This is a genomic window from Anaerofustis sp. (assembly GCF_019420015.1).
Taxonomy (GTDB): domain Bacteria; phylum Bacillota; class Clostridia; order Eubacteriales; family Anaerofustaceae; genus Anaerofustis.
The window spans coordinates 1-6,531 of sequence record NZ_JAHZIA010000035.1 but is presented as its reverse complement, the minus strand read 5'-3'; the positions used below and the strand labels follow the sequence as shown (position 1 = coordinate 6,531).

Sequence of the window (6,531 nt, the reverse complement as noted above, 5' to 3'; positions counted from 1 at the left end):
CATTGAAAAAGGGGGTGGCGGTAGCAACAATTCCCGAAAAAACGGGTAGTTTTTTTCGAGGAAATCTTGTTGCGTTATAAGCTCAACGCAGTTGTATCCTTTTTACCTCTTTTTGTGAATGTTTGCTGTTTCAAAGAAACAGGTGAGTTTTATTTTTAATAAAACTCATTAAGCTGGAAGCTTTAAACAACATGAGCAATTTAAAAAATTGCGAATGGATAAGCAAAAAAAGAGCGGGGGCTTAGGGGCAGCGCCCCTGGAATGTCGGGTTCTTAAGGGCAGACAGCCCTTAAAAGTGGGGTGTAAGGGGTGAAACCCCTTGATAGCGTGTAATATAATTACGATATGAGCCGCGATACTTTTTTGACGGCTTGTTTTTTTATTCTGTAATAGTTGGATCTTGAGAGGCAGAGGTTATCGTATACTTCATAATCCCTAAGGAGGCGGAAGTATTTTTCTTTTATTATGGTTCTTTCGGTATCGTTTAAGGCTTCCATGGCTATGTCTATTTGTTTCTTTTGGAAGGTGTTTTTTCTTATTTTACGGGCGAGGTATTCTTTTTTTATGATGTGGTTGATGGCGTTTTGGGCGGTTATGTCGCTTATTGTGCTAGAGTCTACTTTTACGGTGTCGTATTTTGAAGCATTTACATCGAAGCTTTCAAGGTTCAGTTCTTCGAGTTTGAGTTTGTCGGTTTCGATGCTTTTCTTTAAAAATATGTAATTATAAAGCAGAGCCTCTGTTTTTTTATAATCGTTCATATTTATGTCTCCTTTCTTCTTTGGTTTTATTTTCAGTTTTGTAGGGTTGGTTTTAATCGGTTTGTGTTTATTTTAAGTAAAGGGTGAAGGTTGTTTTTAGTACGGATTAAATTTAGATAAGTACAAACATAAAGAGCAAGTCTGCCTTTAGGGTTCGATATATTTAAAGGGGCTCTGTTTTGCATTTTTAAAAAAGAGAGTTTTAAAAAGGCACAAAGTATCATTATGCCGTTGATTCCTGTTTAAACAAATATGATATATTCAAACCTGGGGTATTAAATAGTTTAATGGTTCATTATTTATGATTAACTCAGAAGTCAAAAGTGTTTTTGAATATCCAAAGGGTTTTTATCTTTATATGATTTTTGAGTATTGAACAGATTGATTTCTTAAGGCGGTATGTTTAGTTATTTCGTATAGTGGTTTAAAGTTTTATTTTTTATATGTTTTTCCTTTTATGTTGTATTCAAAAAGATTTTTATATTTTGATTAAAGGTGTTATTTTTCCTCTTTTTATTTAATTAAATACGATACTTAAAAAGACAGTTTATTACATAAATCGGAGGAGTATTGTTTTGCTGTTTTGTTTGAATATATTTACTGAATGCCTGTTGGTGCAAAGTTACATATTCATAATTTTTTCAATAGTGTCTTCGTCGAGATATTCTTTGTTGTATTTGAAATAATCCTCATCGGCTTGTATCTTCGTTTTGCCGTTATTTACGGGTATGTTTTTATTCCATCTGCTCCAGCTGAGTATGGTCATATAATGGCTTTTATAATGTCTGCCAGTGCTTCCTATGTAACAGTCCAGGTCGTCTATTCTTTTTTCCCAGTTGGGGAATATGTCCTTGAGTTTTTGATATTCTTCTTTTGTAAGCATGACGTTTTTATATTTGCCGTGTTTATATTTTATACTCTTCTTTTCTTTACTTTCCTTTTCTTTACTTTGGTCTGTATTTACTTCATTTTGTATGGTTTTGTATGAATGTTTATCCGAAATGTTTGCATTTTTATCGTTTGTGTCTGCATTTTCTCCGATGTCTATGAGTAAGTAACGGGTATCCACACTTATCGATTTTCTCCGTTTGATTATCTTAAAAAAGCGTTCTTGTATACCGAAGGAGGTCAGAATACCGTATTTTTCGTAGAGGGATTTATCGAATATGCCTCTGTCGGTACATCTGGTTACTATGTTTTTTACAAGAGAGCATTTGATGTTATTATTATTTGCGAACAGGAGGGCTATTTCGTCGTTCCAGTCGTAGTAGTAGCCATGTCCTGCGTATATTCTTTGATACAATTTGATTAAAACTGCGAAGGCGACGATACCGAACTCCGCTTCGATAAGTTTGACGTTGTCGTTTGAATGAACATCCAAAGGGAAATAGTTAATACCTTTCAATTTATTTACCTCGTCTTTCATAAGATTTATTCGAATATTATTTTACACTTAATCGGCACTTATTTATTAACGGACTTTTTAATTATTTTTAAACTTAATTTTTCATTTAAGATAAAAATGGAATTAAAATGATGTTTTTTTATGAATCTTAAAAAAGGATTAAAAGGGGGTAACTTTTTTGAGACCAATCGGGGACTTTATTTTTTTTAAAGTGTGATATTATATATGTGAAGAAGTGTGAGAGAAGGAGCTTTGCTCTTTGGTTTCGCACTTTTTTTATATGGAATTAAGCGGGAAAAAGAAAATATATAAAAATGCATACATACGAAATGCAAAAGATGAGATTTAAGATAAAAGAGAAGGAGGGGATATATTGAAAAAAGAGAAAGATATGACGGAAAGGCAAAGAAAGTTTGCGGATGAATACTTAATAAGCGCAAATGCGAAAGACGCTGCCTTAAAAGCGGGATACAAAGAAAGCAGTGCGGGGAATATCGGAGTGAAAAATCTGAGCAATCCCCTCATAAGAGAATACATGAATAAGAGGCTTGAGGAAGTAAGAGGCGAGAAGATTGCGGATATAAAGGAGATAATGGAGTATTTGACGAATGTGATGAGGCGAGAAGAAAAAGAGGAGGATGTGATTACCTTTAAGGAGGAGAAAGTCGATTACAGAGAAGTTGAGCCGGGGAATTTTAAGCAGGTAAAAGAGAAAAAGGAGACGCCGAAGATAATATACGTACCGACGAAGTTAAGTTATGCAATGAAAGCCGCAGAGCTTTTGGGCAAAAGGTACGGGATATTTACAGAAGATGAGAAAGAAGAAAGTATAAACAGAACCATAAAGGTTACCCTTACGGAGTAAATCGGAGGTAAGAAAAAAAGAAAGGCTTAATAGAATATGAAAAAAAGAAGAAAATCCGACTTTGCAGCAGGAGCTTTCAGTGCTTTAACCGGAGGTATCGGTGCAGGGGGAAGCTTAATCAAGAAAAGTATACAACCTAAGAACGGCTCTATGAAAAGCGTAGGAAGGGGGAAAGAAAGTTCTTACCACAGGGTGAATAATCATATAAAAAGCATAAATCCGTACGGGTACAAGAAGAATACTGAGGGGTATTTGGGTTATTCGGAGAATTTACAAAGGAAATACAAAAATCCTGTTAATGCAGGATATTCAAAGGACTATGGAATAAAAAGCGGGTATGAAAAAAAGTACACTGAGCCGTACGAGGCATATTACGGGAAGGGTAAAGAAGAGGACAATGCAAGTGAATATTTAAAAACCTTAAATCCCTACGGGATAAAAACCGGCAATAAAAACGGAAAGAGAGGGGTTTTGAGTGGGGATTTTAAAGGAAGAGAGAGTATTCACGGTATAAAGGGCAATAGCGGAGGGAGTGCCTCTTACAATAACGGCATAGGAGCAGGTTTTTCGAAAAAAGAGCCGAATAGACAAAAGGGTGTTTTTGCCAGAGGTAAAGATACAAACATCACGAATCCGTTATATCTGAAAGAAAAAGAGAATGGAAGAGGTGTATTATCCTTAAATCCTTATGGATATAAAGCAGAGAGTAAAAAGGCAGGAGGAAATGGAACTGCAGGAGAGAGGTCACCTTACAGAGATTACAGTCAAAAGAGCAGTTCTTTCGGTTATCCTAAATCTTTTGGAGTGAATAGATATTTTGATATTTTGGATAAAGGAACAGGAAAGAGAACTCACAAGATAGAAAGTGCAAAAAATGAAGACAGAGCTTACCGGTACGGAGTGTACGGAGGGAATGGTTTTAGAGTGACGCCTTATACTAAGAGGGAGAAAAAGAATTATTTGACGGGAAACGGCAAAAGTTGGGACGGTAAAATGAATGATTATGTGGATTTATTGGTTGACAGAGAGACTATTCTAAAAACTTTTGTTGATGAGTTAAGAAGAAGCAAGTATTCGAGAGCCCATTCAAAGGGTAGGGTTTACAATGTAAATACAGATGATGTTGTAAACTATATGGGTATGTATGACAACAGAGATTATTTAAATAAAAATATTACGGATGCAAAGCCCGCGGAAATAAAAAATCCCAATGAATTCGGAAGCAGGACTTATGATTATTTGTCAGAGGATGAAATAAAGGGTATTGTTAATAAAGCGGAAACTGAGTACAGTGATAAAGTAATCGATGAGAAAATAAAGGCTTACGGAGCAGAGGGAATGGATTTTAAAAATAATTTTGCGGTAAGCACCAACCCTTATTTAAGAGGAACCCTTTTTAAAGGTTTAAAAAGCCTGAATGAAAAAGAGCTGCAAAGAGTTTATCTGATTTCCAGAGAAAAGGGCATTAATGCTGCGAATGAATATATTTCACTTTTAAATGACAGAGTGGCTTTAAGAGAAAAGGTAAAAACCGATGAGGTTTTGAAGGATGCGGGACCGATTCCCTTATATATATTTTCTATGTTAAACAGAAATCAAAATAACCGGGAAAATCTTGTAAAAGGGATAGATATGGTATTTTCAAAAAATCATAATCCGTCTCCTGTAACGGCTATGGATTTGACTTTGAAAGATATTGAGGAGAGTGGGAGTAGGCTTCAAAAGAAAAGTGTAAAAATGGCTAAGGAGCGTGCAGATTTATTATACGCTTTAAAGTTATCTTTGCTCAAAGGAGGTAATGAGCTTGGGGCTTTTACGGCAGTAGGCGACGAGTTAAACGAAAGAGATCATGAATATCGGTATTATAAAGAGCATGATAAGTTAAAAGATTTTAGTGATGATAAAAAAAGTACTGGAAAAGAATTCGAAAAAAATTATATGGATTATGCATATGACCTGGCTTTGAAGAGAGGGCTTGTAAGTGAGCTTACGGGACTTGGACTTTCAGGCGCATGGAAAGGAATGAATAATGTAGAGGGAATAAGGGATTTATATAATAACCTTTTTATCAGAGAGGCTTTGAACTTTAATTTAGGGAAGGGGATTGATAAAAAATGGATAAAAAATAAATACAGAGAAGAATATGAAAAAAATAATTATTAATTATTGATTTACCCTTTTATTCTATGGATAAGATATATTGTTTATGATAAAATGTAGACAAGAAGAGAGATTATGAGGGATACAAATGAAAAAGAAGTACAAGAAGTATGAGAATCTTGATGAAGATACAAAAAGATATATAGAAATCAGGAGGAAGAAAAGGTTTTATTACTGTATTATATTATCCTTTGTTGCTGTAATTATGATAATCACAGGAGATTTTTTATATTATCATATATCTCTTAGAGCAACGGTAAATGGTTATAAGAATGAACTGGAAAATATAGTGGATTGTAAGAAGTATATTCCTCAAAGGGAAATATTGGACAGAATGTATTTAGACGATCAAAGAGATGATTACACCGGTATGAAAAAGGCTAATGATGAATGCGATATTGATTATGATGCCGATATGGAGCGAAGCAAAGTTAGGTTGGAGATAAAGCAGTATGATTATGAAAATATATATAAGACTTCTTTAAGAGAGGCAAACGAGATAATAAAAGAGAAGAAGGTAAAAGACAGGCTTAAGAAAAATGAGATACTTAGCGAATGTTTGAGAGAAAACTTCAAAAGAGCGGAAGAAAAGGGAGATAAAAAGACCTATACTGTTCACACGATTTATCATACTCCGTCAGGTGGTATAGATAATGGTTCTTATCTGGAACATGACAATAACTATGAAGATAAATATGATCTTTATGATGCATTTTTCGGGGGACTTCAGATGGCAATGGAAGATGAGCCGTGTGATTATCTTTTACTAAAAAACGAATATAAGATATATGATGATTTAACAGAGTCTATAGTAGGATATGTAGATAAGTTTAGGAATGATAAAAAATATAAGAAATACAATGATATCATAAATGAATTTGACGATGTGGATATGGGGTTTGATGAACTGAAAAAGAATTTAGATATAAATTATGGTATTGTAATGGAAAACAGTCAGGTTGTAAATGTGAATATCGATTCTTTTGAATATGGAAATGGATATAAATATGCTAGTCGTTTTATAGAAGATTATATTTCATTAAAAGAAAAAGACCTTACGGATAAAGAAAGAGAAAAGTTGTTTTTAAAGGAATTTAAGAATTACGTCAAGGATTCTTTTGTAGATACGTATGTAGAAAATTTACCTTACAGTTACAAAAAAGATAAATATGGATACAACAAGTACTACATAACACCGAGTGAAGAGCAGGAAGAGAAGTTATACAATGCCTTTGTGGGAGGGCTTGTTGAGGCTATGAATTAAAGACTTCCTAAAGGGGCGTTGCCCCTTAAACCCCACCAAATATTTGCTCGCCCAAATATTTGGAATAAAGGGCGCC

5 protein-coding genes are annotated in these 6,531 nt (G+C 34.3%); 3 read left to right on the top strand and 2 right to left on the bottom strand.

Going from position 1 to position 6,531, the window contains the following annotated elements:
* Positions 1 to 338: 338 nt before the first annotated feature.
* Together QZ357_RS06165 and QZ357_RS06160 are read right to left on the bottom strand one after the other, a co-directional pair.
* Positions 339 to 761: a DUF1492 domain-containing protein gene (locus QZ357_RS06165; RefSeq protein ID WP_290773250.1), complete on the bottom strand. Its 423-nt coding sequence runs from the start codon at positions 759 to 761 to the stop codon at positions 339 to 341.
* A gap of 622 nt (positions 762 to 1,383) precedes the next feature.
* Positions 1,384 to 2,166 carry a DUF4373 domain-containing protein gene (locus QZ357_RS06160; protein WP_290773247.1) on the bottom strand — a complete coding sequence of 261 codons (783 nt, stop codon included), beginning with the start codon at positions 2,164 to 2,166 and terminating at the stop codon, positions 1,384 to 1,386.
* A 373-nt stretch (positions 2,167 to 2,539) separates the two neighbouring features.
* Between QZ357_RS06160 and QZ357_RS06155 the strand changes: the two genes are divergently transcribed.
* The 3 genes from QZ357_RS06155 to QZ357_RS06145 all read left to right on the top strand — a co-directional run bounded on the left by QZ357_RS06155 (position 2,540) and on the right by QZ357_RS06145 (position 6,455).
* Positions 2,540 to 3,031 carry a terminase small subunit gene (locus QZ357_RS06155; protein WP_290773244.1) on the top strand — a complete coding sequence of 164 codons (492 nt, stop codon included), beginning with the start codon at positions 2,540 to 2,542 and terminating at the stop codon, positions 3,029 to 3,031.
* A gap of 36 nt (positions 3,032 to 3,067) precedes the next feature.
* A complete protein-coding gene (locus QZ357_RS06150) occupies positions 3,068 to 5,194 on the top strand; it encodes a hypothetical protein (RefSeq protein WP_290773241.1) in 2,127 nt (708 codons plus the stop codon).
* Between the two features lie 85 nt (positions 5,195 to 5,279).
* Positions 5,280 to 6,455: a hypothetical protein gene (locus QZ357_RS06145; RefSeq protein ID WP_290773238.1), complete on the top strand. Its 1,176-nt coding sequence runs from the start codon at positions 5,280 to 5,282 to the stop codon at positions 6,453 to 6,455.
* Positions 6,456 to 6,531: the final 76 nt, after the last annotated feature.

Excerpts from the sequence above, each read along its gene's own strand:
- QZ357_RS06165 (WP_290773250.1), bottom strand. The coding sequence starts at position 761 with ATGAACGATTATAAAAAAACAGAGGCTCTGCTTTATAATTACATATTT.
- QZ357_RS06145 (WP_290773238.1), top strand. The coding sequence starts at position 5,280 with ATGAAAAAGAAGTACAAGAAGTATGAGAATCTTGATGAAGATACAAAA.
- QZ357_RS06150 (WP_290773241.1), top strand. The coding sequence starts at position 3,068 with ATGAAAAAAAGAAGAAAATCCGACTTTGCAGCAGGAGCTTTCAGTGCT.